Annotated in this window: 28 protein-coding genes; 18 read left to right on the top strand and 10 right to left on the bottom strand. The window is 67.8% G+C overall.

Annotated features, from left to right (window positions below):
- The first annotated feature begins 46 nt into the window (after positions 1–46).
- The 9 genes from ACNKFW_RS13770 (at position 47) to ACNKFW_RS13730 (ending at position 7,157) form a co-directional block, all read left to right on the top strand.
- Complete coding sequence (locus ACNKFW_RS13770) at positions 47–502, top strand: hypothetical protein (RefSeq protein ID WP_024842455.1); 456 nt, start codon at positions 47–49, stop codon at positions 500–502.
- Between the two features lie 63 nt (positions 503–565).
- Positions 566–1,474 carry a polyphosphate kinase 2 gene (gene ppk2, locus ACNKFW_RS13765; protein ID WP_024842454.1) on the top strand — a complete coding sequence of 303 codons (909 nt, stop codon included), beginning with the start codon at positions 566–568 and terminating at the stop codon, positions 1,472–1,474.
- 70 nt (positions 1,475–1,544) lie between these two features.
- Complete coding sequence (locus ACNKFW_RS13760; protein WP_024842453.1) at positions 1,545–1,841, top strand: DUF1330 domain-containing protein; 297 nt, start codon at positions 1,545–1,547, stop codon at positions 1,839–1,841.
- A gap of 52 nt (positions 1,842–1,893) precedes the next feature.
- Positions 1,894–2,355: a TerB family tellurite resistance protein gene (locus ACNKFW_RS13755; RefSeq protein ID WP_147429122.1), complete on the top strand. Its 462-nt coding sequence runs from the start codon at positions 1,894–1,896 to the stop codon at positions 2,353–2,355.
- Positions 2,356–2,500: 145 nt separating this feature from the next.
- Positions 2,501–3,325: an ABC transporter ATP-binding protein gene (locus tag ACNKFW_RS13750; protein ID WP_051419446.1), complete on the top strand. Its 825-nt coding sequence runs from the start codon at positions 2,501–2,503 to the stop codon at positions 3,323–3,325.
- A gap of 24 nt (positions 3,326–3,349) precedes the next feature.
- Positions 3,350–4,072, top strand: a complete 723-nt coding sequence (locus ACNKFW_RS13745) for a transporter substrate-binding domain-containing protein (protein WP_147429123.1) — start codon at positions 3,350–3,352, stop codon at positions 4,070–4,072.
- Positions 4,073–4,119: 47 nt separating this feature from the next.
- Entirely contained in the window at positions 4,120–4,998 is an 879-nt protein-coding gene (locus tag ACNKFW_RS13740; RefSeq protein WP_024842449.1) for an ABC transporter permease, read from the top strand.
- Complete coding sequence (locus ACNKFW_RS13735) at positions 4,995–5,822, top strand: ABC transporter permease (RefSeq protein WP_024842448.1); 828 nt, start codon at positions 4,995–4,997, stop codon at positions 5,820–5,822. Before ACNKFW_RS13740 ends, ACNKFW_RS13735 begins: the two co-directional genes overlap by 4 nt.
- 3 nt (positions 5,823–5,825) lie before the next feature.
- Positions 5,826–7,157: a glutamine synthetase family protein gene (locus tag ACNKFW_RS13730; protein WP_024842447.1), complete on the top strand. Its 1,332-nt coding sequence runs from the start codon at positions 5,826–5,828 to the stop codon at positions 7,155–7,157.
- A gap of 15 nt (positions 7,158–7,172) precedes the next feature.
- Here ACNKFW_RS13730 and miaB read toward each other — a convergent pair whose 3' ends face one another.
- The 4 genes from miaB to ACNKFW_RS13710 form a co-directional block, all read right to left on the bottom strand.
- Entirely contained in the window at positions 7,173–8,510 is a 1,338-nt protein-coding gene (gene miaB / locus ACNKFW_RS13725; protein WP_024842446.1) for a tRNA (N6-isopentenyl adenosine(37)-C2)-methylthiotransferase MiaB, read from the bottom strand.
- A 115-nt stretch (positions 8,511–8,625) separates the two neighbouring features.
- On the bottom strand, positions 8,626–10,098 hold the full coding sequence (locus tag ACNKFW_RS13720) for a carboxypeptidase M32 (protein ID WP_147429124.1): 1,473 nt from the start codon (positions 10,096–10,098) through the stop codon (positions 8,626–8,628).
- The gene (ctaA, locus tag ACNKFW_RS13715) at positions 10,095–11,240 is read right to left on the bottom strand and encodes a heme A synthase (RefSeq protein ID WP_147429125.1); all 1,146 of its coding nucleotides are present in this window, start codon (positions 11,238–11,240) and stop codon (positions 10,095–10,097) included. Before ctaA ends, ACNKFW_RS13720 begins: the two co-directional genes overlap by 4 nt.
- Positions 11,241–11,295: 55 nt before the next feature.
- Positions 11,296–12,036 (bottom strand): RNA methyltransferase, encoded by a 741-nt coding sequence (locus ACNKFW_RS13710; protein ID WP_024842443.1) that lies wholly within the window; start codon positions 12,034–12,036, stop codon positions 11,296–11,298.
- A 75-nt stretch (positions 12,037–12,111) separates the two neighbouring features.
- On the opposite strand from ACNKFW_RS13710, the gene ACNKFW_RS13705 reads away from it, so the two are divergent.
- The 3 genes from ACNKFW_RS13705 (at position 12,112) to ACNKFW_RS13695 (ending at position 15,465) form a co-directional block, all read left to right on the top strand.
- Positions 12,112–12,723 carry a thiamine phosphate synthase gene (locus ACNKFW_RS13705; RefSeq protein WP_147429126.1) on the top strand — a complete coding sequence of 204 codons (612 nt, stop codon included), beginning with the start codon at positions 12,112–12,114 and terminating at the stop codon, positions 12,721–12,723.
- A 188-nt stretch (positions 12,724–12,911) separates the two neighbouring features.
- The gene (guaA, locus tag ACNKFW_RS13700; RefSeq protein ID WP_024842441.1) at positions 12,912–14,471 is read left to right on the top strand and encodes a glutamine-hydrolyzing GMP synthase; all 1,560 of its coding nucleotides are present in this window, start codon (positions 12,912–12,914) and stop codon (positions 14,469–14,471) included.
- 184 nt (positions 14,472–14,655) lie between these two features.
- Complete coding sequence (locus ACNKFW_RS13695) at positions 14,656–15,465, top strand: GNAT family N-acetyltransferase (protein WP_147429127.1); 810 nt, start codon at positions 14,656–14,658, stop codon at positions 15,463–15,465.
- A gap of 6 nt (positions 15,466–15,471) precedes the next feature.
- On the opposite strand, the gene ACNKFW_RS13690 is transcribed toward ACNKFW_RS13695, so the two are convergent.
- The 6 genes from ACNKFW_RS13690 to alr form a co-directional block, all read right to left on the bottom strand.
- Entirely contained in the window at positions 15,472–16,401 is a 930-nt protein-coding gene (locus ACNKFW_RS13690) for a CBS domain-containing protein (protein ID WP_024842439.1), read from the bottom strand.
- Complete coding sequence (ybeY, locus tag ACNKFW_RS13685; RefSeq protein ID WP_051419432.1) at positions 16,398–16,922, bottom strand: rRNA maturation RNase YbeY; 525 nt, start codon at positions 16,920–16,922, stop codon at positions 16,398–16,400. Before ybeY ends, ACNKFW_RS13690 begins: the two co-directional genes overlap by 4 nt.
- Entirely contained in the window at positions 16,915–18,012 is a 1,098-nt protein-coding gene (locus ACNKFW_RS13680; protein ID WP_024842437.1) for a PhoH family protein, read from the bottom strand. Before ACNKFW_RS13680 ends, ybeY begins: the two co-directional genes overlap by 8 nt.
- Positions 18,013–18,127: 115 nt before the next feature.
- On the bottom strand, positions 18,128–18,865 hold the full coding sequence (locus ACNKFW_RS13675) for an ABC transporter ATP-binding protein (RefSeq protein ID WP_147429128.1): 738 nt from the start codon (positions 18,863–18,865) through the stop codon (positions 18,128–18,130).
- The gene (locus ACNKFW_RS13670) at positions 18,865–19,623 is read right to left on the bottom strand and encodes an MlaE family ABC transporter permease (RefSeq protein ID WP_147429129.1); all 759 of its coding nucleotides are present in this window, start codon (positions 19,621–19,623) and stop codon (positions 18,865–18,867) included. Before ACNKFW_RS13670 ends, ACNKFW_RS13675 begins: the two co-directional genes overlap by 1 nt.
- The gene (gene alr, locus ACNKFW_RS13665; protein ID WP_147429130.1) at positions 19,620–20,639 is read right to left on the bottom strand and encodes an alanine racemase; all 1,020 of its coding nucleotides are present in this window, start codon (positions 20,637–20,639) and stop codon (positions 19,620–19,622) included. Before alr ends, ACNKFW_RS13670 begins: the two co-directional genes overlap by 4 nt.
- A 158-nt stretch (positions 20,640–20,797) precedes the next feature.
- On the opposite strand from alr, the gene ACNKFW_RS13660 reads away from it, so the two are divergent.
- The 6 genes from ACNKFW_RS13660 to ACNKFW_RS13635 all read left to right on the top strand — a co-directional run bounded on the left by ACNKFW_RS13660 (position 20,798) and on the right by ACNKFW_RS13635 (position 24,504).
- Positions 20,798–22,330, top strand: a complete 1,533-nt coding sequence (locus tag ACNKFW_RS13660) for an acyl-CoA carboxylase subunit beta (RefSeq protein WP_024842433.1) — start codon at positions 20,798–20,800, stop codon at positions 22,328–22,330.
- A gap of 24 nt (positions 22,331–22,354) precedes the next feature.
- On the top strand, positions 22,355–23,011 hold the full coding sequence (locus tag ACNKFW_RS13655; protein ID WP_147429131.1) for a DUF6497 family protein: 657 nt from the start codon (positions 22,355–22,357) through the stop codon (positions 23,009–23,011).
- 184 nt (positions 23,012–23,195) lie between these two features.
- On the top strand, positions 23,196–23,327 hold the full coding sequence (locus ACNKFW_RS13650; RefSeq protein ID WP_256233572.1) for a hypothetical protein: 132 nt from the start codon (positions 23,196–23,198) through the stop codon (positions 23,325–23,327).
- A gap of 93 nt (positions 23,328–23,420) precedes the next feature.
- Complete coding sequence (locus ACNKFW_RS13645; protein WP_024842431.1) at positions 23,421–23,834, top strand: hypothetical protein; 414 nt, start codon at positions 23,421–23,423, stop codon at positions 23,832–23,834.
- A 145-nt stretch (positions 23,835–23,979) separates the two neighbouring features.
- Entirely contained in the window at positions 23,980–24,225 is a 246-nt protein-coding gene (locus ACNKFW_RS13640; RefSeq protein ID WP_011749921.1) for a hypothetical protein, read from the top strand.
- 66 nt (positions 24,226–24,291) lie between these two features.
- Positions 24,292–24,504 carry a hypothetical protein gene (locus tag ACNKFW_RS13635; RefSeq protein WP_024842430.1) on the top strand — a complete coding sequence of 71 codons (213 nt, stop codon included), beginning with the start codon at positions 24,292–24,294 and terminating at the stop codon, positions 24,502–24,504.
- The last annotated feature ends 77 nt before the right edge of the window (positions 24,505–24,581 follow it).

Here is a 24,581-nt window from a genome sequence, read left to right as displayed (position 1 = left end):
CGCCGCGCCGCGCCATAGTGTCGGAACCAGACGAAACGGTTCCGACATGCGCCTTGCCCCGCTCGCCGCCCTGATGCTTTGCGCCCTGCCTGCGCTGGCGGATGCGCCGCTATTCCTGCTGGACCAGACGCGCCTGCCCTTCGACCTTGGGCCGGGCGCGCCGCAGAACCAGCCCTCGCGGCAGGCGAACTCGCCGCATGCCGCCGCCAATTCGGCGGCAAGCCCGGCCAACAGCGCCTCGCGCTATGCCAATTCGCCGCGCAATCCGGCCAATGAGAAGCGGGTGATCTTCACCGCGGACGGCACGGTCGTCGGCTATTACGCCCCGAACGGCTCGGGCACGCTGAACCTGTTCACCGTGACCGGCAAGCGCGTCGCCTATCGTCCCAGGGGCAGCAAGAGCCTGTTTTCCAGCGACGGGCGCTGGTGCGGCACGGTGGCGGATGCCAGCGGCGGCGGCTTCGCCTTTGGCATCATCCGCGACTGCGCGGCGCTGTTCTGAGGAGCGACACCGGATTGTCACATTGCAAGGCTAGATCGCAGGCAAGCGCAGCAGGAGATCCCCATGCAGGACCAGACGCCCAAGGACTGGCTTGAAGCCGAACTTCAGGACACGCTCGACGAGGATGTCGAGATCGAGATGGAGGATGCGGTCCTGTCCCAGGAGATCGCCCGCATCTATCGCCAGACCCATCCCGACCAGATGCCGCGCGCCGATTATTTCCGCGAGCTGCTGCGGCTTCAGGCCGAACTGATCAAGCTGCAGGACTGGGTGGCCCATCACAAGGAAAAGGTCGTGGTCATCTTCGAGGGCCGCGACAGCGCCGGCAAGGGGGGCGCGATCAAGCGCATCACCCAGCGGCTGAACCCGCGCGTCGCCCGCGTCGTGGCGCTGCCCGCGCCCTCGGACCGCGAAAAGACGCAATGGTATTTCCAGCGCTACGTGCCGCACCTGCCGGCCGGGGGCGAGATCGTGCTGTTCGACCGCAGCTGGTACAACCGTGCCGGGGTCGAGCGGGTCATGGGTTTCGCCACCGAGGACGAAGTCCGGCAATTCTTCGACGACGTGCCCGAGTTCGAGCGCATGCTGGTGCGTTCCGGCATCCGGCTGGTGAAATACTGGTTCTCGATCACCGACGAGGAACAGCAGATGCGCTTCCTGATGCGCATCCACGACCCGCTGAAACAGTGGAAGCTGTCGCCCATGGACCTGCAATCGCGCATCCGCTGGGAGGATTACACCAAAGCCAAGGAAGAGATGTTCGAGCGCACCAACATCCCCGAGGCCCCCTGGTATATCGTGCCCGGCAACGACAAGAAGCGGGCGCGGCTGAACTGCATGGCCCATCTTCTGACCATGATCCCCTATGGCCCGGTGCCGCATGACGAGATCACCCTGCCCGACCGGGTCTTCAACCCCGATTACGAACGCGAGGTGCTGCCGCCCGAGCTTTACGTGCCGCAACGTTACTAGGGCGGGATCGGGCTTGCGGCGGCGCCCTTGCGCGGCATGATCGGCACGGAACAGCCGCAAGGAACACGCCATGCCCAAAGCCTATTGGATCGGCCATGTCACGGTCGACGACCCCGCCGCATACGAAGCCTATCGCCAGGCCAATGCCGCCGCCTTCGCCAGGTATGGCGCACGTTTCCTGGTGCGCGGCGGGGCGCTCGAGGTGGTCGAGGGCCAGATGCGCCCCCGCGCGGTGGTGATCGAGTTTCCCGATCTGGCAACCGCCCGTGCCTGTTACCACAGCCCGGAATATCAGGCGGCCCTGGCGCTGCGGCGGCCCTGCTCGATCGCCGATCTGGCCATCGTCGAGGGCTGGGAATCTGCCTGACAAATTTGGCGCGGGATATTGTTGCGCCGCGAAAATACCCTAATATCCGGCCATGTTTCGCAATCTTCTGAGCCGTCTTTTCGCCGTCCGCCCTGATTCCCCGCATCTGAGCGGCCAGGATGCCGAGGTCGCCATCGCCTCGCTGCTGGTGCGGCTGGCGCGCACCGACGACCATTACGGCACGGCTGAACGGCAGCGCATCGACCAGGTTCTGGCCCGGCGCCGGGGGCTGGGCGCCGCCGAGGCGGCCGAGCGGCGCGCCGCAGCCGAGATGATCGAGGCCGAGGCGCCCGACACCGTCCGCTTCACCCGCATCATCAAGGAGCGCGTGGAACTGCAGGAGCGCCAGGAGATCGTCGCCGCCCTGTGGGAGATCGCCTATGCCGACGGGGCCCGCAGCGCCGACGAGGAATCGCTGGTGCGGCTGGTGGCCGGGCTTCTGGGCGTGAACGACCGCGATTCGGCCTTGGCGCGGCAAAGGGCGCTGGACGATCTGGGGCTGTCGGGCAAGTGAACGCGCAGCCCCGCCCCGGCCCGCCTGTGCCGCCCCCCGCGCCGGCGATCCATGCCTGCGCCCTGCCTGGAAGGCCAGTGACGAAAACATTGCAATCGCGCAGCAAATATCGCCTCATATTCCCATGAGCCAGACAGAACCGACCATGGCCGCGCCCGTCACGGCCCCCGATCCTGCCGCAGATCCGACCGCAGATCCGACCCGCGTGCCGGTGATAGAAATCCGCGATCTGCACAAGGCCTATGGCCCGCTCCAGGTCATCCGGGGCGTCAGCCTGACGGCGCCGCGCGGCCATGTCATCAGCCTGATCGGCTCGTCCGGTTCGGGCAAATCGACGCTCTTGCGCTGCTGCAACCTGCTCGAGGACAGCCAGCAGGGCGAGATCCTGTTCGAAGGCGAGGCGGTGAAATGGCGCGGCACCGGACTGGCCCGCGTGCCTGCCGACCGGGCGCAGGTGACGCGGCTGCGCACCAACCTGTCCATGGTGTTCCAGCAGTTCAACCTGTGGTCGCACATGACCATCCTGCAAAACGTCATGGAGGCGCCGGTCCATGTGCTGAAGCGCAACCCGGCCCAGGTCGAGGCGCGGGCCCGCGAATTGCTGGCCAAGGTCGGCATCGGCGACAAGGCCGATGCCTGGCCGGCGCAGCTGTCGGGCGGCCAGCAGCAGCGCGCCGCCATCGCCCGCGCGCTGTGCATGGAGCCCAGGGCGCTGCTGCTGGACGAACCGACCAGCGCGCTCGACCCCGAATTGCAGCAGGAGGTGGTGCGCGTCATCAAGGATCTGGCGGCCGAGCATCGCACCATGCTGCTGGTCACCCATGACATGCGGCTGGCGGCCGATGTCAGCGATCACGTCGTCTTCCTGCATCAGGGCCGGATCGAGGAAGAGGGACCGCCGGCGCAGCTTTTCGGCGCGCCGCGGTCCGAGCGGCTGCGCCAGTTCCTGAGCGCCACCATGGCCGAATGAAAGAACCGACAGGAGAGCAAGGACATGAAGAAACTGACGCTTGCAGCCGCAGCCTTGGCGCTGACCGCGGGCATGGGCATGGCGCAAACGGTGCGCATCGCCACCGAGGGCGCCTATCCTCCCTACAATTTCATCAACGACCAGGGCCAGGTCGCCGGCTTCGAGGTCGATCTGGGCAACGAACTGTGCCAGCGGGCCGAGTTGCAATGCACCTGGGTCAAGAACGACTGGGATTCGATCATCCCGAACCTGGTCTCGTCGAACTATGACGCGATCATGGCGGCGATGAGCATCAACGAGGAACGCAAGCAGGTCATCGCCTTCACCGAGGATTACCTGCCGCCGGCGCCGTCCTCCTATGTCGCGCTGGACGAGGGTGCGAACCTGGAGACCGGCATCGTCGCGGTCCAGACCGGCACGGTCCAGGCCTCCCATATCGCCGACACCCAGGCCACGATGCTGGAATACCCGAATATCGACCAGGTCTTCGCCGCCGTCCGCAATGGCGAAGCCGATGCGGCCTTCGGCGATCACGAAGTCATGCGCCCCTTTGTCGAGGACAGCGACGACCTGATCTTCGTCGGCGAGCAGGTCCACCTGGACGAGGGCATCGGCATCGGCGTGCGCCAGTCCGACAACGAGTTGCGCGAAAAGCTGAACGGGGCGATCGCCGCGATGAAACAGGACGGCAGCCTGAACGCGCTGATCAAGACGCATTTCGGCGAGGACGCGCAGACCTACGAATGACCTGATGCCGCCGCGGCACCGGCCGCGGCGGCCAAACCGGCGGCATGATGTTTTCCCATTGCACCGACCCCTCTGCCCTGGACGGGCTTGCCTGGTTGTCATGCTATCTGACGACCGGCAACCACATGCTGTTCTATGCCAGCTTCGGCACGGTGCTGCTGCTGCTGGCCATCACCGCGCCGGCGGCGCTGATCTTCGGCTTCGGCGGGGCCATGGCCTCGCGCTCGCGCATCGCGGGGGTGCGCTGGTTCGGCCGCATCTATACCTCGATGGTGCGCGGCGTGCCCGACATCATCTTCTTCCTGTTCGTGCCCATCGCGCTGGACCAGGGTTTCGAATGGCTGCGCTCGCGCGTCTATTGCGACCCCTCGGTGCCGGTGCGGCAGGGCAATGAGTTCATCGTCTGCGCCGCCGCCAAGCTGCCGCTTTCGACCTCGCCGGAATGGGTACACCAGGCCTATGGCATCTTCCTGGCGGTGATCGCCTTTGCCGTGGTCTTCGGCGCCTTCGCCGCCAATGTGCTGCATGGCGCGATGAACGCCGTGCCGAAGGCGCAGCTGGAAACCGCCGAGGCCTATGGCATGAGCCCGCGCCAGGTGAACCGGCGCATCCTGATCCCGCAGATGTGGACCTATGCCCTGCCCGGCCTGGCGAACCTGTGGATGATCCTCATCAAGGCCACGCCGCTGCTGTTCGTGCTGGGGGTCGAGGACATCGTCTATTGGGCGCGCGAGCTGGGCGGGGCCAAGACCCGCGCCTATGCCTATCCGCATCCCGACTGGCGGCTTTACTATTTCCTGGCCATCCTGGCCTTCTACCTGCTGATGACCTGGGGCTCGGAACGGATCTTCGACCGCATCCGGACCAGGCTGTCGCGCGGCCAGGCCACCGCCGCCGGCGAGGCGATGCGAAAGGCCGCGACATGAACCAATGCCTGCAAACCATCCAGGATTACGGTCTGCGCGCGCTCGGCCTGGGCGAAAGGCTGCTGCCGCGCAGCGGCTTTACGCTGTGCGAGCAGGTCACGCTGATCGGCTCGGGCCTGATCTGGAACATCTATTTCGCCGCGCTGGCGCTGTTCTTCGGCTTTTTCCTGGCCAATGCGCTGGCCGTGGCGAAGGCCAGCCGCAACCCCTGGGCCAGGAAGCCCGCCGAGTGGTTCATCTTCCTGTTCCGCGGCAGCCCGCTGTTCATCCAGTTCTTCCTGGCCTACGAGATGCTGGTGCAGCTGCCGCGCGCCGGCATCGACGTGCTGGGCATCACCGTGCAGACCAGCTGGATGACCCGCGCCTGGGCCGGGGCGCTGCTGGTCCTGATGCTGAACACCGCCGCCTATTCGGCCGAGATCTTCTACGGCGCGCTGCGCAACCTGCCCAAGGGCGAGCTCGAGGCCGCCGATGCCTATGGCATGGCCGGCTGGACCCGCTGGCGCCGGGTGGTCTGGCCCACCGCGATGCGGCTTGCCTGGCCCGCCTATACCAACGAGGCGATCTTCCTGTTCCACGCCACGACGCTGGTGTTCTTTTCCGGCTTCCCGGCCTTCCAGCAGCGGGGCGACGCGCTCTACTACGCCAATTATTTCGCCGACAAGACCTTCAACCCCTTCATCGCCTATCCGATCGTGGCGGGCTATTTCGTGCTGCTGACCATCGGTCTGATCGCGCTGTTCGGCATGGTGAACCGCCGGCTGAACCGCCACCTTCCCGGCGCGGCGAAGAAGATCCGTTACAGGCCCAATCTCATCAGGTGATCCATGGACTGGCTGCGCGAGCATCCCGACGTCAAGACCATCCGCATCGCGGCCGCCGACCTCAACGGCGTGGCGCGCGGCAAGCGGGTTCCGGCACGCTTTGCCGACAAGATCCTGACCGAGGGCACGAAATTCCCCTTCTCGGTCCTGAACATGGACATCTGGGGCGAGGATATCGAGGACAGCCCGCTGGTTTTCCAGGCCGGCGACCCCGACGGGCTCTTGCTGCCGACCGAACGCGGCTTCATGCCCATGCCCTGGCTGGAAGCGCCGACCGGCCTCTTGCCGATCTGGATGTTCCACCTGGACGGCCGCCCCTATGAGGGCGATCCGCGTCAGGCGCTGGCCCGCGTGGTCGAACGCTACCAGGCCGTGGGCCTGACCCCGGTGGTGGCGACCGAGCTGGAGTTCTTCCTGATCGACGATTCGGGCGGGCAGCTGCGCGTGCCGCCCAGCCCGCGTTCGGGCAAGCGCCGCACCGGGGCGGAAACCCTGTCCCTGCGCGCGCTCGACGCCTTCGACCGTTTCTTCACCGCGCTCTACGACGCCTGCGAGGCGATGGACATCCCCGCCGACACGGCGATCTCGGAAGCCGCGCCCGGCCAGTTCGAAATCAACCTGATGCACCAACCCGATCCGCTGAAGGCCGCGGACGACGCCTGGCTGTTCAAGCTGCTGGTCAAGGGGCTGGCGCGGCGCTACGGCTTTGCCGGCTCGTTCATGGCCAAGCCCTACGAGGCATGGAACGGCTCTGGCATGCACATGCATTTCTCGGTGCTGGACCGGCAGGGCCGCAACGTCTTCGACAATGGCGGCGACGAGGGTTCGGACGTGCTGCGCCATGCCGTCGCCGGCTGCCTTGCCGCCATGCCCGGCTCGACCCTGCTCTTTGCCCCGCATGAGAACAGCTACGACCGGCTGGTGCCGAACGCCCATGCCCCCACCGGCATCGGCTGGGCCTATGAAAACCGCACCTCGGCCATCCGCATTCCCTCCTCCGGGCCCAAGGCGCGGCGGATCGAGCATCGGGTGGCGGGCGGCGACGTGAACCCCTACCTGACCGTCGCCGCGGTGCTGGGCGCGGCGCTGAACGGCATCGAGGACAAGGCCGAGCCGCCGCCGCCGATCCAGGGCAATGCCTATGAGCAAGGGTTGGAGCAACTTCCCGGCAGCTGGGGCGCGGCCATCGACGCCTTCGAAACCTCGCCCGAGATCCGGCGCATCTTCCCCGCGCATCTGATCGAGAATTTCGTCATGACCAAGCGGCAGGAACTGCATTACATGGCCGAGCTTTCCGACGAGGAAACCGTCGAGCTTTACCTCGACACGGTCTGACCCGGCGCGGGCGGCTCAGGCCGCCAGCACCCCGGCCAGCGAGTTCGGCGCGCTATGGGTGATGCGCACCCGCACCAGGTCGCCGACCTTGGCCTGGGGCGCCTCGACAAAGACCGCGTGCAGATAGTCCGACTTGCCGACCATCTGGCCGGGATTGCGGCCGGGCTTTTCGAACAGCACGCCCAGCTCGCGCCCGACCATGCCCTCCTGCGCGGCCTTCTGCTGGCTGGTCAGCAAAGCCTGCAATTCCTGCAGGCGCGCATCGGCCACGGCGCCCTCGACCTCCGGCCGCTCATAGGCCGGGGTGCCGGGGCGCGGCGAATACTTGAAGCTGAAGGCGGTGCCGAAATTCACCGCCCGCACCAGCTCCAGCGTGTCCTGGTGGTCCCGGTCGGTCTCGCCGGGAAAGCCGACGATGAAATCGCTGGTCAGCATGATGTCGGGCCGCGCCGCGCGGATGCGCTCGATCAGCCTCAGATACTGGTCCACCGTATGCTTACGGTTCATCGCTTTCAGGATGCGGTCCGAACCCGACTGCACCGGCAGGTGCAGATAGGGCATCAGCTTCGGCTCGTCGCGATGCGCGGCGATCAGGTCGTCGGCCATGTCATTGGGATGGCTGGTGGTATAGCGGATGCGGTCCAGCCCGTCGATTTCCGCGATCGCCCGGATCAGCCGGCCGAATCCCCATTCCGCCCCGCCGGGCCCCTCGCCATGCCAGCCATTGACGTTCTGGCCCAGCAGCGTGATCTCGCGCACGCCGCGCCCGACCAGGTCGCGCGCCTCGGCCAGGATGCGCGAGACCGGGCGCGACACCTCGGCCCCGCGGGTATAGGGCACCACGCAAAAGGCGCAGAACTTGTCGCAACCCTCCTGCACGGTCAGGAAGGCGGCCGGCGCGCGCCTGGTGGCGGCGGGCTTCGGCAAATGCTCGAACTTGTCCTCGGCCGGGAACTCGGTATCGACCCCGCCGCCCGCGCGCACCATGGCCGGCAGCCGGTGATAGGCTTGCGGCCCCACCACCAGGTCGACGATGGGCATGCGACGCTGGATCTCGCCGCCCTCGGCCTGGGCGACGCAGCCGGCGACGCCGATCTTCAGGTCGGGCTTCTCCGCCTTCAAGGGCTTCAGCCGGCCGAGGTCGGAATAAAGCTTCTCGGCCGCCTTTTCCCGGATATGGCAGGTGTTCAGCAGCACCATGTCGGCGTCCGACTGGTTCTCGGTCAGGACATAGCCCTCGGCACCCATGGCCTCGGCCATGCGCTGGCTGTCATAGACGTTCATCTGGCAGCCATAGGTCTTGATGAAAAGCTTCTTCACCGCCGGGGCGGGCTTGCTGGCTGGGTCACTCATGCCGTGCTGTCCTTGGGATCGAGGCCTGATACAGGAAAACGCCCGGCTTGGAAAGGCCGGCCGCCATGACGCCCGGCGCGCGGCTTCTTCGTTCCCCAAATACCCGAATCCGGCCTCAAAGCCGGTAGATGGCCGAGAATTTCTCTTCCAGGTAGTCCAGAAGCGGCCCCTCCCCGACATCGGCCCCGGTCGCCTGCCCGATCAGTTCGCGCGGCGGGTAAAGTCCGCCATGGCGCTGGACGTTCTCGCGCAGCCATTCGACCGCCGGGTCGGCCTCGCCGCGCGCCAAAGCCTCGTCCAGGTCCGGCACCGCGGCGCGCAGCGCGGCATGCAGGCAGCCGGCATAGACGTTCCCCAGCGCATAGGTCGGGAAATAGCCGAACAGCCCCACCGCCCAATGCACGTCCTGCAAGACGCCATTGGCCGGCCGGTCCACCGCCACGCCGAAATCGCGCAGGAATCGGGTATTCCAGGCCTCGACCAGGTCTTCGACATCCAGCCGCCCGGCGATCAGGTCGCGCTCCAGGTCAAAGCGCAGCATGATGTGCAGATTGTATTGCACCTCGTCGGCCTCGGTGCGGATGAAGCCGGGCGTCACGCGGTTCACGGTGCCGTAGAAGGCATCGGCATCGGGCAGGGACAGCCCGCCGAAGGCGTCCGACATGCGCCGGTAGAGCCAGCCGGTAAAGGCGCGGCTGCGGCCCAGTTGGTTTTCATAGATGCGGCTCTGGCTTTCATGCGTGCCCATCGAGACGCCGCGGCCCAGCGGCGTGAAGGCATAATCGCTGTCGATGCCCAGCTCATAGCTGGAATGCCCGACCTCGTGGATGGTCGAGTAAAGGCAGTTGAACGGGTCGGTCTCGACCACCCGCGTGGTGATGCGGCTGTCCTGCCAGCGCCCGGAACTGAAGGGATGCACGGCGATGTCCATGCGCCCGCGCGTCCAGTCATAGCCGAAGGCGGTGGCGCAGGTCCGCGCCAGGCGCAGCTGCGTCTCTTGCGGGAAATGCCCGATCAGCGGCTCGGGCTGGAACGCGGCGCCCAGCACGTCCTCGCGCAGCGCCACCAGCCGCGGCCGCATGGCATCGAAAAGCCGCGCGATCTCGGCCTGGGTTATGCCCGGCTCGTAATCGTCCAGCAGCGCGTCATAAAGATCGCCGCCATCGGCCAGGGCCGAGGCCTCCTCGCGCTTCAGCATCAGGATGTCGTTCAGCGCCGGCAGGAAATCCTCGGGCGCGTCCTTGGCACGGGCATCGGCCCAGATGCCCTGCGCCAGCGAGGTCTGCCGCGCCAGTTCCGTCGCCAGCCGCGACGGGATGCGCGAGGCGCGGCGATGATCGCGCGCGATCAGTTCGATGACGCGGGCGTCCTCGGCATCCTCGGGCTCGGCCTGGTCCAGCCATTCGCCCAGGCGGGGATCGGTACGGCGCTCGTGCAGCACCGCTTCCATCGCCGCCATTTCCTCGGCGCGCTGCTCGACGGCGCCCCGCGGCATCACGGTTTCCTGGTCCCAGGCCAGCCGCTCGGCAACCGAGGACAGCGCCTCGGTCTGGCGCTGGAAGGCGAGAAGATCGTCGAAGGCGCTCATCGGACTGTTCCCCGGACCGAAGTTTCGATTGGATAGCGCGCATGGTGCCGCGCGCGCAGGATCAGCGTGAACAGTGCCACGGCACCGATCTGATGCGCCAGTGCCAAAGCCAGCGGCGAGGCATGCAGCACGTTCATGATGCCCAGAAACACCTGCACGGCCAGGGCGACCAGCATCGCGGCATAGGCGCCGCGCGTCACCGGATGCGGCGAGCGCCGGGCGCGCAGGAACACCACCACGGCAAAGATTGCCAGCAGATAGGCCACCATGCGGTGGATGAACTGTACCAGCGCCGGGTTTTCGAAGAAGTTGCGCCAGCCCAGCGCCGCGTCCCAGATCTCGGCCGGGATCCATTCGCCGCCCATGGTCGGCCAGCCGGTATACATGCGCCCCGCATCGATCCCCGCCACCAGCGCCCCCAGCAGGATCTGGACGAAGGCCAGGTGCATCAGCCCGGTGGTCATCGAGAAGAGCTTGCCCTCGCCCGCCCGGCGGGCGCGCAGCAGCGCCGCCTCGGATCGCGACAGCGCCAGCACCTGCCAGGCGATCAGGCCCAGGATGGCAAAGGCCAGCCCCAGATGCGTGGCCAGCCGGTAAGAGGCCACCCGCACCATCTCACCCGACAGGCCGGAATGCACCATCCACCAGCCGATCGCCCCCTGGGCGCCGCCCAGCACGCCCAGCAACAGCAGCCGCGGCACCCAGCCCGCGGGGATGCGCTTCGTCGCCAGGAAAAAGACGAAGCCCGCCGCCCAGACCAGCCCCACCAGCCGCCCCAGCAGCCTGTGCGACCATTCCCACCAGTAGATGCGCTTGAAGCTTGCCAGGTCCATGTCGGAATTGACCAGCTGGAACTGCGGGATCTGCCGGTATTTGTCGAACTCGGCCTGCCAGGTGGCGCCATCCATCGGCGGGATCGCCCCGGTCACCGGCTTCCATTCGGTGATCGACAGGCCCGAGCCGGTCAGCCGCGTCGCGCCGCCCAGCGCGATCATCGCCGCGACCATGACGAACAGCACGATCAGCCAGATGCGGATCGCGCCGCGCGCGCCCTTGGGACCGGCGTCGATCATGCCGCCGGCGGGCGGCGTGCTGCGGGGGGTGGTCTCGGTGACTTCCTGAAAGACGGGACGTCTTGCCATGTCAGCTTCCTTCTCGATCGGGCGCGACCTTGGCCCGCCCGCGCCCGGAAATCAATCAGCCGCGACGGATCAACTGCCGCAGCATGCCGTGAAAGATGCGCGTGTCGGCGCGGGTCAGCGGCAGGCGCGACCACAGGTTGCGCAGCGTCAGCTTCATCGCCGGCGCCTTCTCGGGCGGAAAGAAGAAGCCGGCTTCGGCCAGCCGCTCTTCCCAGTGATCGGCCAGCCGCTCGATCTCCAGCCGCGTCGCGGGCGCCTCGCCATCGGGGCGGCGGCCCTGCGGGGCAGGCTCGGGCGGCAGGCTGTCGCGGGCCCATTCATAGCCGGCCAGCAGCACCGCCTGCGCCAGGTTCAGCGAGGGGAAATCGGGATTGACCGGCACGGTGATGATGGCATTGGCGCGCGCCACGTCCTCGTTCTCCAGCCCAGCGCGCTCGGGCCCGAAGATCACCGCGACCCGGCCGCCCTGCGCAACCCGCGCGCGGGCATCGGCCATGGCCGTGGCCGGGGTCAGCACCGGCTTGGTCAGCTCGCGCCCGCGCGCGGTGGTGGCATAGGCATAATCCACATCCGCCATGGCCTCGGCCAGCGTCGCGAAAACCCGCGCTCGGTCCAGCACGCGGCCAGCGGCACCCGAGGCCATGGCCACGGCCCTGGGATTGGGCCAGCCGTCGCGCGGCGCCACCAGGCGCATGTCGGTCAGGCCGAAATTCAGCATGGCGCGCGCGGCCGCGCCGATGTTTTCGCCCATCTGCGGGCGGACAAGGATGATCGCCGGTTCCATGGCCGCGGCCATATCCTTCCGCAGACCCACTGGCAAGGCGCGCGGCACTGCGCTATCTGCTGGCGAACCACGAGGGATGACAGCGCCATGACAGACCAGCCCAATACGCCGCAACTCTACCTGATCGCCCCGGTCGGCGCGGCCGCCTCGACGCTGGGCCCGATGCTGGCCGAGGTCATGGACCGCTTTCCCATCGCCTGCCTGCGCATCCCCGGCGCCGGCACCGAGGAGGAGCTGGGCCGCATCGCGGATCTCGCGCGCGAGATCGCCCATGCCCGCGACGTGGCGGTGGTGATCGAGGACCATGTCCAGCTGGCGCAGCGCCACGGGCTCGACGGCGTGCACCTGACCAATGGCGCGCGCGGGGTGCGCCATGCCCGCAAGGAACTGGGCCAGGACGCCATCGTCGGCACGTTCTGCGGCGCCTCGCGCCATGACGGCATGAACGCGGCCGAGGCCGGGGCGGATTATGTCAGCTTCGGCCCCTGCGGCGCCACGGCGCTCGGCCATGGCGAGACCGCGCCGCTGAACCTGTTCCAATGGTGGTCCGAGATGATCGAGATCCCGGTGGTCGCCGAGGGCGCCCTGACCCCGGCGCTGATCGGCCAGCTGGCCCCGCTGACCGATTTCATCGCCCTGGGGGCAGAGATCTGGTCGGAACCGGATCCGGCCGAAGCCCTGGGGGTTCTCTGGCGCTGAAGGTGCCGGTGGCAGCTCTTGCCGGGGGTATTTGAAGAACAGAGAAGACGACTGGCTCGGACTGGACCGCACCGTCGGTAGAGGCGCGACGGCCGGCCTTCTCTGTTTTTCAAATACCCCGGCGGCGCTGCAGCCGGCGATGCGTCAGCCCTCTTGCGCAGCGCCATGCCGCGGCCTAAAGCCTTGCCATGACCCAGCATCAGCGCCTTCTCATCATCGATTTCGGCTCCCAGGTCACGCAGCTGATTGCGCGCCGCCTGCGCGAGCTGAACGTCTATTGCGAAATCCACCCGTTCAACGCGGTCGATGACGCCTTCCTGAAAGACTTCGCCCCGCAGGCCGTGATCCTGTCGGGCGGGCCGGCCTCGGTCACGCAGCCGGATTCGCCGCGCGCACCGCAGGGGCTTTTCGGCATGGGGGTGCCGGTCTTCGGCATCTGCTATGGCCAGCAGGTGATGATGGAGCAGCTGGGCGGCCGGGTCGAATCGGGCCACCACGCCGAATACGGCCGCGCTTTCATCGCCCCGGCCGAGGGGCACCGGGGCGACGGCATCTTCGCCGGCCTGTTCGACACCGGCCGCGAGGAAGTCTGGATGAGCCATGGCGACCGGGTGACGCAGCTTGCGCCGGGTTTCGAGGTCATCGGCACCTCGCCCAATGCCCCCTTCGCCATGATCGCGGACGAGGCGCGCCGGTTCTTCGCCGTGCAGTTCCACCCCGAGGTGCATCACACCCCGAACGGCCGGACCATGCTGGAGAACTTCGTCCGCATGGCCGGCTTTACCGGCGACTGGACCATGGCCTCCTATCGCCAGGAGGCGATCCGCAAGATCCGCGAGCAGGTGGGCGACAAGCGCGTTATCTGCGGGCTGTCGGGCGGCGTCGACAGTTCGGTCGCCGCGGTGCTGATCCACGAGGCGATCGGCGACCAGCTGACCTGCGTCTTCGTCGATCACGGGCTTTTGCGGCTGAACGAGGCCGAGGAAGTCGTGACCATGTTCCGCGACAATTACAACATCCCGCTGATTCATGCCGACGAGGCCGACCTGTTCATCGGCGCGCTGGAGGGCGTCAGCGACCCCGAGGTCAAGCGCAAGACCATCGGCAAGCTCTTCATCGACGTGTTCCAGAAATATGCGAGCGGGATCGAGGGCGCGGAATACCTGGCTCAGGGCACGCTTTACCCGGACGTGATCGAATCGGTCAGCTTCTCGGGCGGCCCCTCGGTCACGATCAAGAGCCACCACAATGTCGGCGGCCTGCCCGAGAAGATGGGGCTGAAGCTGGTCGAGCCCTTGCGCGAGCTTTTCAAGGACGAGGTCCGCGCGCTCGGCCGCGAACTGGGCCTGCCGGAAAAATTCATCGGCCGCCATCCCTTCCCCGGCCCCGGCCTTGCCATCCGCTGTCCGGGCGAGATCACCCGCGACAAGCTGGACATCCTGCGCAAGGCGGACGCGGTCTTCATCGACCAGATCCGCAAGCACGGGCTTTATGACGAGATCTGGCAGGCCTTCGTCGCCATCCTGCCGGTGCGCACCGTTGGCGTCATGGGCGACGGGCGCACCTATGACTATGCCTGCGCCCTGCGCGCGGTGACCTCGGTCGATGGCATGACAGCGGATTACTATCCCTTCAGCCACCAGTTCCTGGGCGAGACCGCGACGCGGATCATCAACGAGGTCAAGGGCATCAACCGCTGCACCTATGACATCACCTCGAAGCCGCCGGGCACCATCGAGTGGGAATGATCCCGAGGGGCGGCCGCTGCGCCGCCCTTTTCGTTTCGGGGGCCGCATCCGGCGCAAGGCGCGGCTTTGCAAATTGACAAGGACGGCGCAATGCCGCCCGATAAGGTTATCGCTGCTAACGGCTCCGGCCGCGGGAAGCCGCCGTCGTCCATCGTTGCGGCCTGTTCACGACGAGGATCTTGCCATGAGTTGCGCCTGCGGGCAGAACCACAACCACGCCCCCCCGCCCATCCTGGGCGGCGAGGAGATTCCCCTGGAGAAACCGCTGGTCTCGCTGACCGGCCGGCTGATCTGCAAGGATGCGGCCCAGATGATGCTGGCCATGGAGTTGCTGACCGAGCATGTGGCGCTGAGCCGGGCCGAACCCGGCAACCTGCGTTTCGACCTGTGGCAGTCCGAGGATCCGCTGGTCTGGGAACTGAACGAGCTTTACGCCGATGACGAGGCTTTCGCCGCGCATCGCGCCCGGCTGGAACATAGCCGCTGGGCCCGCGAGAGCCAGGGCATCGGGCGCGATTTCACCCGCAGCGATCCCTTGCCGCGCATCCGGGCCGAGCGGGCGCATGACCGCGCCGCGGTGTCCGACCTGCTGGTGCGCGCCTTCGACGGCCCGGCCGAGGCGCGGCTGGTGGACAGCCTGCGCGAGGCCGGCGACCTTGCGCTGGCGCTGGTGGCCGAGGCCGCGGGCACGGTGATCGGCCATGTCGCCCTGTCGCCGCTGGCAGCCGAGGGGCCGGCCCTGGCGCTGGCGCCGCTGGCGGTGCATCCCGCCGTGCAGTCGCGCGGCATCGGCACGGCACTGGTTCGCGCCGCGCTCGCCGCATTCGGCGACCATACCATCGTGGTGCTGGGCGATCCGGCCTATTACCGCCGCTTCGGCTTTGCGCCGGCCGAACTGGCGTCGCCTTATGCCGGGCCGCATCTGATGGCGCTGGGGCCGCGGCTGCCCGCGGGCAGCCGCATCGCCCACGCCCCGGCCTTCGCCGGGGTCTGAGCCGGCTCAGCCTTCGGCCGGGGGCGGCGGCTCGGCTTGCGGCAACCGCAGCCGCACGCGCTTGACCCGGCGCGGATCGGCGTCGACGATCTCGAACTCGGCGCCGCTTTCATGCGGGATCACCTCGCCGCGCACCGGCACCCGGCCGGTCAGCATGAAGATCAGCCCGCCCAGCGTGTCGATCTCCTCCTCCTCCTCGTCGGTGGCCAGGCGCAGGCCGGTCTGGGCCTCGACATCCTCCAGCGCGGCACGGGCCTGGATCAGCCATTGGCCGGGCTGTTCCTGGATGACCAGGCCGCCCTCGATCTCGTCATGCTCATCCTCGATCTCGCCGATGACCTGCTCGATCAGATCCTCGATGGTGACGAGCCCGTCCACGCCGCCATATTCGTCGATCACCAGCGCCATGTGGATGCGCTTTTGCTGCATCTGCTGGAGCAGAACGCCGATCGGCATCGAGGGCGGCACATAAAGCAGTGGCCGCAGCATCGGACGCAGCGCGAACTTGACCGGCACCCTGGCGCCGAAGCCGTATTTCAGCGCCAGATCCTTCAGGTGGATCAGCCCCAGCGGGCTGTCCAGCGTGCCGCGAAACACCGGGATGCGGGAAAAGCCGTGTTCGCGGAACATCTCGACCAGGTCGGGCAGCGTGGCCGTGACCGGCGCAGCGACGATCTCGGCCTTGGGCACGGCCACGTCGTCGACGCGCATCCGCCGCAGGTTGACCATCCCCGGAACGCCCGCCGTCGGGGCGGCCGGCCCCCTGTCGCGGGCCTCGGCGCCGGCCGGCTCGGCTTCGCCGCCGCCGAAGGCGCCCAGGATACGCCCCAGAAAGCCGCGCGATTGCGGCAGGTCACGCCCGTCCCCGCCTGTGCCATCCGCCCATGAGGCGGGTTCGGCGGAGACGGGCGTGTCGGGACTTCGGTCGTTGGTCATGTCTCGTGTTCCAGGTAAGGGTCGGGGATGCCCAGCTTGCCCAGGATCGAGCGTTCGGCATCCTCCATGGTTTCGGCATCCGCGTCGTCGATATGGTCATAGCCCGCAAGATGCAGCATGGCATGGACCAGCAGATGCATGGCATGGTCGGCGAAGGGCTTGCCCTGCGCCTCGGCCTCGCGCAGGCAGGTGTCGTAGGAAATGGCGATATCGCCCAGCTCCTCGACGCGGGGCGGTTCGGGAGGGGCGCCGGGCCGGCGCGCATCGAATTCGACCGCGGGCCAGCTCAGCACGTTGGTCGGCTTGGGCTTGCCGCGGAACTCGGCGTTCAGCGCGGCGATGCGGGCATCGTCGCACCCCATGACGACGATCTGGAACGCGCCCAGATCCAGCCATTCGCCCACCGCACGGGCCGCCCGCTCGGCCATGGCGGGCAGGCCGGCATCCTCCCAGCGGTCGTCCTCCAGCACGATGTCGACGATTTCCAGCGCCTCCTCGGGCGCATCGGCCTTGTCAGGCATCGCCCTGCCTCCCTGAAGCCAGCCGCGGCTCGCGCCGCGGGATGCGCTGGCCACGCTCGTCGAAGACCTCGCCGCGGGCCAGCGCCGCCTCGGCCTCGGCGTCATAGGCCTCGATGATGCGGGCGACCAGCGAATGGCGCACCACGTCCCTGGCGGTGAAATAGCTGAAGCTGATGCCCTTGATGTCCTTGAGGATCTTTTCCGCCTCGACCAGGCCGGAATGCACGCCGCGCGGCAGGTCGATCTGGGTGCGGTCGCCGGTCACGACCATGCGCGAGCCCTCGCCCAGCCGGGTCAGGAACATCTTCATCTGCATGGTGGTGGCGTTCTGCGCCTCGTCCAGCACCACGAAGCTGTTCGACAGCGTGCGGCCGCGCATGAAGGCCAGGGGCGCGATCTCGATGCGCTTTTCCTCCATCAGCTTCTGCACCTGCTTGGCGGGCAGGAAGTCGTTCAGCGCGTCGTAAAGCGGCTGCATGTAGGGATCGACCTTTTCCTTCATGTCGCCGGGCAGGAAGCCCAGCCGCTCGCCGGCCTCGACGGCGGGGCGCGACAGGATGATGCGATCCACATGGCCGCCGATCAGCATGGTCACGCCCACGGCGACCGCCAGATAGGTCTTGCCGGTGCCGGCCGGGCCGATGCCGAAGGCCAGTTCGTTGGCAAAGAGCGCGCGGACATAGTCCTTTTGCGCATCGGTGCGCGGCTCGACGGTCTTCTTGCGGGTGCGCAGCTCGATCGGGCCGGTCTGGAACATTTCCAGCTGCTCGGCCGGGCTCGGGCCCTCGGTGACGGTCTCGGCGCCCATACGCAGGGCCGCCTCGACCTCGGCCATCTCGACCGGGCGGCCCTGCTCCAGCCGGGCGTAAAGCGCGCGCAGCACCTGCGCCGCCTCGGCCTGGGCCTCGACGGGGCCGACAACGGACAGAAGGTTGCCGCGTCGCAGGATATGCACCTTCAGCGCCTCCTCGATCCGCGCGAGGTAGCGGTCATGCGGGCCGCAGAGATCGATCAGCAGCCGGTTGTCGTGAAATTCCAGCAGGGTTTCGCCGGGGGTCGCGGTCGCGGGATGCGTAGGGGTCAGACCCAAATTCGTCTCCGAGGTGGGGTTCTCAGTAACTCATGGTTGCAACTGAGCGGGATTCGCACAAGGGGGGCGGCCCCGCAGTTTCGGATTTGCCGTCGATTCGGCGAAAAAACGGACATCACGGCTGCGGACCACGCGCCATGGGCCGGGCGCGCCCTGCGACGAAATCACGCAGGTAATCGTCCTCGGCCGCGTCCATTTCGGCCACCGTGCCCTGCCAGCGCATCCGCCCGCGATCCAGCAGCGCCACCCGGTCGGCGATGGCGCGCACCGAACTCATGTCATGGGTGATGGTGATGGCGGTGGCGCCGGTCTCGTCGACGATGCCGCGGATCAGGGCATTGATCGCCGCGGCGCGGATCGGATCGAGCCCCGTGGTCGGCTCGTCGAAGAAAATCACCTCGGGATCGGCGGCGATGGCGCGGGCCAGCCCGGCGCGCTTGCGCATCCCGCCCGAGAGTTCCGCCGGGTAAAGATCCGCCACCTCGGGGCCCAGCCCGACGCGGGCCAGCTTTTCGATGGCGATGACGCGGGCGCGCGCCTTGGGCATGGTCCGCAGCAGGCGAAAGGCGACGTTGCGCCAGACCGGCAGGCTGTCGAACAGCGCCGCGTTCTGGAACAGCATGCCGAAATGCTCCATGAACGCGCCCCGCTGCCCGGCCAGCGGCCGGCCCTGCCACAAGACCTCGCCCGCATCGGGCGTCTCCAGCCCCAGGATGCAGCGCAGGAGCACCGATTTCCCGGTGCCCGAGCCGCCGATCACCACCAGGCTTTCGCCCGTGGCCAGGTCCAGATCCACCCCGTCCAGCACCCGCTTGGCGCCATAGGCTTTGCAAAGGCCGCGCACCCCCAGCATCAGAAGAACAGCCCCGTCAGTGCGAAATTCGCGGCCAGGATGCCGACCGAGGCGGCGACCACGGCATTGGTCGTCGCCCGCCCGACGCCCGCAGCCCCGCCCGCCGCCGTCATGCCGAACCAGCAGCCCGACAGCGCCACGATCAGCCCGAAGACCGCGCCCTTCAAGAGGCCCGAGATCACGTCCCAGCTTTCCAGATAGGCCCAGGAATTGGACAGGTAGATGGCCGAGTTGAACCCCAGCGCGTTCACCCCGATCAGCCAGCCGCCCATGATGCCGATCACGTCGCCCACGCCGACCAGCACCGGCACGCAGAGCAGCGCCGCCCAGAGCCGGGGCGAGACTAGCCAGCCCATGGGATCGGTCGAAAGCGTCACCAGCGCGTCGATTTGCTCGGTCACGCGCATGGTGCCGAGTTCCGCCGCGACGGCGCTGGCGACCCGGGCCGCCACCATCAGCCCGCCCAGCACCGGGCCCAGTTCGCGCGCCATGCCGATGGCGACGATGGCCGGGACCACGTCGCCGGCCTGAAAGCGTTCGCCCCCGGAATGGATCTGCAGGGCCAGCGCCGCGCCGGTGAACAGCGCCGTCAGCCCGACCACCGGCAGGGACAGCCAGCCGATCTGCATGACCTGCCGCGCCAGTTCCGCCGGATGCTGCCCGATGCCGGCCAGGCCGCGCAGGGCAAAGAGCGTCACCCGTCCCGTCATCCGGGTCAGGCCGATCATCGCCCTGCCGGTCAGCCGGATCGGGGTCACAGCCAGCGACGCTCGTAGCGCCGGCCCAGCGAGGTCAGGATTTCATAGCCGATGGTGCCCGACAGCGCCGCCAGGGCGTCGACGCCCTGCCGCGCGTTCAGGATCTCCAGAGCCGGGGGCACGTCGGGCAGATCGGTCACATCGACGGTGATCAGGTCCATCGAGATGCGGCCGATCACCGGACAGGCATGCTCGCCGGCCCAGAGGCTCAGCTTGCCCTCCCGCGCCAGGGCCCGCGCCAGCCCGTCGGCATAGCCCGCCGCCACCGTCGCCACCCGCGAAGGCCGCTCGGCCGTCCAGGCATAGCCGTAGCCCACGGATTCGCCGGGGCGCACCTCGCGCACCTGGATCACCGGCAAGCCCAGCGTGACCACCGGCTGCGCATCGCCAAAGGGCTCGCCGCCGTAAAGCCCGATGCCGGGTCGCACCAGGTCGAAATGATAGTCCGGCCCCAGCAGGATGCCCCCCGTCGCCGCCAGCGAGCGCGGCACGGCCACGCCCTCGGTCATGGCGCGGAAGGCGGCGAGTTGCTGGGCATTCGCCGCATGGTCCGGCTCGTCGGCGCAGGCCAGGTGCGACATGATCAGCGCCGGATCGGCGGCCAGCGCCTCGGCCCGGATGGCGGCCCATTCGCCGGGCTCGATGCCCAGCCGGTTCATGCCGCTGTCCAGCTGGATGCCGAACGGCGCGCGCGGCCGCAATGCCCGGTCGCGGAAGAACTGCTCGGGGCTGTTCAACAGCGGGATCAGCCCGGCCAGGTCGGCGCCCTCCATATGGCCCGACAGCACGAAGATGCGCGCATCCTCGGGCAGAAGCGGCCGGATCGCCTGCCCCTCCGAGGCCAGCGCGACGAAGAAATCCCGCGCCCCGGCCGCGTAAAGCGCCGGCGCCACGCGATCCGCGCCCAGCCCATAGGCGTCGGCCTTGACCACCGCCGCCGCCCGCGCGCCCGCAGCCTTGGCCGCAAGCGCCTTCCAATTGGCCACGACGGCCGCAAGATCAATGACGAGTCCCATGGCAGCGGCATGGCTCTTGCCCCGGCCCGCGTCAAGGGTTTTAGCAATTTTGCTATTTGCAGCGAAATTATCTAGCATATTTTGCAAATTTTCGCCTTTCCGCTTCCCGCATCCGCAGCAAGCCGGTAGTTTGCCGCAAACCCAAAGGGAGACGGCTCATGAAGGACATCCTCGGCGAACTGGAATCGCGCCGCCGCGATGCGCGGCTGGGCGGCGGGCAGCGGCGCATCGACGCGCAGCACGCCCGCGGCAAGCTGACCGCGCGCGAGCGGCTCGAGCTGTTGCTGGACGAAGGGTCGTTCGAGGAATTCGACATGTTCGTCCGCCACCGCTCGACCGATTTCGGCATGGAGGAGGACCGTCCCTATGGCGACGGCGTCGTCACCGGCTGGGGCACGATCAACGGCCGCATGGTCTATGTGTTTTCGCAGGACTTCACCGTCTTCGGCGGCTCGCTGTCGGAAACCCATGCGCAGAAGATCTGCAAGATCATGGACATGGCGGTGCAGAACGGCGCCCCGGTGATCGGGCTGAACGATTCCGGCGGCGCGCGCATCCAGGAAGGCGTCGCCAGCCTCGCCGGCTATGCCGACGTGTTCCAGCGCAACATCATGGCCTCGGGCGTGGTGCCGCAGATCAGCGTCATCATGGGCCCCTGCGCCGGCGGCGCGGTCTATTCGCCGGCGATGACCGACTTCATCTTCATGGTCAAGGACACCAGCTACATGTTCGTGACCGGCCCGGACGTGGTCAAGACGGTGACGAACGAGGTGGTGACGGCCGAGCAGCTGGGCGGCGCCTCGACCCATACGAAGAAAAGCTCGGTCGCCGACGGCGCCTTCGAAAACGATGTCGAGGCCATGTCGGAAATCCGCCGGCTGGTCGATTTCCTGCCGCTGAACAACCGCGAGAAGGCGCCGACCCGGCCGTTCTTCGACGACCCGGCCCGCGTCGAGCCCAGCCTCGACACCCTGATCCCCGACAACCCGAACCAGCCCTATGACATGAAGGAACTGATCCTGAAGGTCGCGGACGAGGGCGATTTCTACGAGATCCAGAAGGATTTCGCCGCCAACATCATCACCGGCTTCATCCGTATCGAGGGCCAGACCGTCGGCGTCGTCGCCAACCAGCCGATGGTGCTGGCCGGCTGCCTCGACATCGACTCGAGCCGCAAGGCCGCGCGCTTCGTGCGCTTCTGCGACGCCTTCGAGATCCCGATCCTGACCTTCGTCGACGTGCCGGGCTTCCTGCCGGGCACCGGGCAGGAATATGGCGGCGTCATCAAGCATGGCGCCAAGCTGCTGTTCGCCTATGGCGAGGCGACGGTGCCGAAGGTCACGGTCATCACCCGCAAGGCCTATGGCGGCGCCTATGACGTCATGGCCTCGAAACACCTGCGCGGCGATTTCAACTATGCCTGGCCCACGGCGGAAATCGCGGTGATGGGCGCCAAGGGCGCGGTCGAGATCCTGTATCGCAGCGAGCTGGGCGATGCCGAAAAGATCGCCTCGCGCACCAAGGATTACGAGGACCGCTTTGCCAATCCCTTCGTCGCCGCCGAGAAGGGCTTCATCGACGAGGTGATCCAGCCGCATTCGACGCGCCGCCGCGTGGCGCGCGCCTTTGCCAGCCTGCGCGGCAAGAAGCTGTCGAACCCCTGGAAGAAGCACGACAACATCCCGCTGTAACTGCGGGAAACGAAGGGAGGAAGCATGTCGAGACTGGCGGCAATCGGTCTTGCGCTGGTGCCTGCGGCCGTTCTGGCCGGGGCGGCGGGCGTTGCCCCTGCGCAAGAGCCGGGCGCCGACATCACCCTGCCTTCGGGCGCGGTGGTGCGCTGGCTTGAGACCCGCCACGACAATGCCGGCGGTCTGGGCCTGACCTATCGCTTCCGCTTCATCATGCCCGACCTGGCGCAGCGGGTGCCCACGACCGCCGGGCCGGCCTCGGACTTCGCGCCGGACGAAGCGCGCGGTTCCATCGAAATCGACACCGAAAGCGGCGAGGCCTGGGGCGAGCAGGAGGATGACGGGCTGATCGACCCCGCGACCCTGGCCGAGCCGGCCGAGGCGGACATCCCCGCCCCGGCCGACGAAGAGGCCGCCGACGCCCTGGTCGGCGCCCCGGTCCTGCCCGCCGCGCCCGATGTGCTGGCGCAGGATCCGGTGCATGAGGACATCGTCTGGCTGTGCGAGAACTGGGCCTTGCCCCGCATCGCCGCCCCTCCTGCACCGCGGCCCAGCAAGATCACCATTAACCTGACCGACCGCGAAAGCGTTTTCGGCGCCTTCGACCCCGAAGCGGTGCAGGTTTTCGAGGGTTTCAGCCTGCCAAGCGACCGCGACGCCTGCGAATGGGAGCCGTGGTGATGCGCGCCCCTGGCCATCCTGATGCAAGCCTGCCACAGCGCCGCGCACCCGCGCGGCCGCGGCTTCAAGCTGCCTGTCGGCGCTTCGCGGCGCTGGCTATCATGCCGCCGCGGTCGCATGAGGCGACCGAATCTCAACCGAGCAGTCGGGACTTGACGGTCCCGCATCACAGGAGCACGACGATATGTCGAAAAAGCTTGCACTCGCCCTCGTCCTGGTCGGCCTCGCCGCAGCCTGCGCCAAGAAAGAGCCCGAAGTCACCCCGGTTCCGGTCCAGCCCGAGCCTGTTTTCCAGGGCAAATACGGCGCCAACTAAGCCATTGGCCGCGCGCGGGCTGCCTGGCGGCCCGCGCCATCTGCGTTCCGCCCGGCCCCCGCGCGACAACGCAATCCTGCAAGGGGGCAAGACATGCTGAAGCATCGCGGCTTTCCGGGCCGCCTTCCCGGCACCGATTTCCAGTTCATCATCCGCCGCGCCAACAAGAAGGGCGCGACACCGCTGGTCCGGCGCGAGCGTTACCGCGACCGCAAGCCGGCCGACCGCCGCGCCGATACCGCCTTTCTGGCCGCGCTGATCCAGCATTTCGGCGAGGAGCCTTTCCCGCGCGGCAATCTCGATGCCGGGCGGCTGTCCTGGCTGATCGGCCGCGAGGTGGTCGCGGTCGGCAAGCTGGATCCCACCGATTACGACCAGCTGCTGCGCGTGGACATGAAGCGCGCCGAAGCCAGCTTTCCCGAGCTTTTCGCCGCGGACGCCCCCGAGTTCGACTGGGAGGAATCCGGCTGGGACGAGGGCGACTGGGACGACGAGGACGAAGACTGATGGCCAGACGGGGGATGGGCGGATTGCCGCGTAGTCTTGTCTTTTCACACCGTTGTCAGTTTCTTCCGGGGTTGGCGCGTGCAATATTGTGCGCACCTCTATCACCAACGGCCCGGAAGCGGGTCCATAATACAGGCAAAACGCTATGCAAAAATCCGTCATCCTCCGTCTTTCCGGCGCGGTCCTGCTGGTCGCCGGCCTTGCCGCCTGCGAACAGGGCTATGGCGGCGGCTCGACCCTTTCGCCCGACGCGCAGCGCGCGGCTGGCGGTGCGCTCGCCGGTGCGGCCGTGGCAAAGATCATCGACGGTGACGTGGCCACCGGCGCGCTCATCGGTGCGGCTGGCGGCGCGCTTTGCGACGACGCCGGCGTCTGCCAGCGCCGCTACTGATTGCAACCGGGCCGTCGGCGCCGGATCGCATTCCCGCGCCGCCGCCCATCTCTCGGAGCAAACGAGATGTCCAAGAAACTCGTCTTTGCGCTTGGCCTGGGCCTTTTCGGCCTGGCCGGCTGCACCCAAGGCATCAATCCGACCGACATGGATCGCGGCATCATCGGTGCCGGTGTCGGTGCAACCGCAGCCCATCTGGGCGGCCATGACGTCGCCAAGGGCGCGGCAATCGGCGCTGTCGCCGGCGCGCTTTGCGACGACGTGCGTCTGTGCCAGTAAGGCTTTCGCCAAGCTGACGGCGCGCCCTCGCGCGCCGGTCAAGCCTTTTTCCAGCCGTCCCGGCATCTTGCCGGGGC

Source organism: Paracoccus sp. TD-10 (genome assembly GCF_048270675.1).
Classification (GTDB): Bacteria; Pseudomonadota; Alphaproteobacteria; order Rhodobacterales; family Rhodobacteraceae; genus Paracoccus; species Paracoccus pantotrophus.
The sequence above is the reverse complement of the archived record's forward strand: the minus strand, read 5'-3'. Positions and strand labels throughout refer to the sequence as shown.